At 64.4% G+C, this 1,369-nt stretch carries 1 protein-coding gene; it reads right to left on the reverse strand.

Annotated elements, in window-relative coordinates; all coding sequences use genetic code 11:
* The coding region (locus U4Z31_RS36850) for an electron transfer flavoprotein-ubiquinone oxidoreductase (RefSeq protein WP_321812982.1) at positions 1-1,369 on the reverse strand (1,369 nt) is incomplete at both ends.

Genomic DNA, 1,369 nt, shown 5'->3' on the forward strand with positions numbered 1-1,369 from the left:
TGCGTCGGGTCCTTGATGTCGCAGGTCTTGCAGTGCACGCAGTTCTGCGCGTTGATCTGCAAGCGATCTTCGTTGCTGTCGTTCTTGACGAACTCGTAGACGCCGGCCGGACAGAAGCGCGCTTCCGGCCCCGCGTAGGTGCGCAGGTTCACGTTCACCGGCACGTTCACGTCCTTCAGCGTCAGGTGCGCCGGCTGGTGTTCCTCGTGGTTCGTATTCGAGATGAACACCGACGACAATCGGTCGAACGTCAGCTTGCCGTCCGGCTTCGGGTACTCGATCGGCGTGCATTGCGATGCCGGCTTCAGCATCTCGTGGTCCGCATGCTTGTGGTGCAGCGTCCACGGCACGTTGCCGCCCATCAACTTCTGCTCGAGCCCGACCATCAGCGTGCCGAGGTAGAGACCCTTCGCCATCCACTGCTTGAAGTTGCGCGCGCGGTACAGCTCCGTGTACAGCCACGATTGCCTGAAGGCGTCCGGATAAGCGTTGAGCTCATCGCTCTGACGACCGGCCTGCAGCGCGTCGAACGCGGCGTCGGCCGCGAGCATGCCGGTCTTGATCGCCGCGTGGCTGCCCTTGATCCGCGATGCGTTCAGGAAGCCCGCGTCGTCGCCGATCAACGCGCCGCCCGGGAACACCGTCTTCGGCAGCGACAGCAGGCCGCCGGCCGTGATCGCCCGCGCGCCGTACGACACACGCTTGCCGCCTTCGAGGAACGCGCGGATCGACGGGTGCGTCTTGTAGCGCTGGAATTCCTCGAACGGCGACAGATACGGGTTCGTGTAGCCGAGGCCGACCACGAAGCCGACCACGACCTGGTTGTTGTCCATGTGATACAGGAACGAGCCGCCGTAGGTGTCCGACTTCAGCGGCCAGCCGGCCGTGTGGATCACCAGCCCCGGCTTGTGCTTCGCGGGATCGATCTCCCACAGTTCCTTGATGCCGATCCCGTACGCCTGCGGATCGGCGTTCGCGTCGAGCTTGAACTTCGAGATCAGCTGACGGCCGAGATGGCCGCGGCAGCCTTCGGCGAACAGCGTGTACTTCGCGTGCAGTTCCATGCCGAGCTGGAAGTTCTCGGTCGGCTCGCCGTCCTTGCCTACGCCCATGTTGCCGGTGGCGACGCCCTTCACGGAACCGTCGTCGTTGTAGAGAATCTCCGCGGCCGGGAAGCCCGGGAAGATCTCGACGCCCAGCGCTTCCGCCTGCTGGCCGAGCCAGCGCGTGACGTTGCCCAGCGAGATCACGTAGTTGCCGTGGTTCTGAAAGTTGGCGGGCAGCGCCCAATTGGGCGTCGTGACCGCGCTCTTTTCCGACAGGAACAGGAAGCGGTCTTCCGTCACCTCGACGTTCAACGGCGCACCCT

Origin of the sequence: Burkholderia sp. BCC1985 (assembly GCF_905339915.1) — a bacterium.
Classification (GTDB): domain Bacteria; phylum Pseudomonadota; class Gammaproteobacteria; order Burkholderiales; family Burkholderiaceae; genus Burkholderia.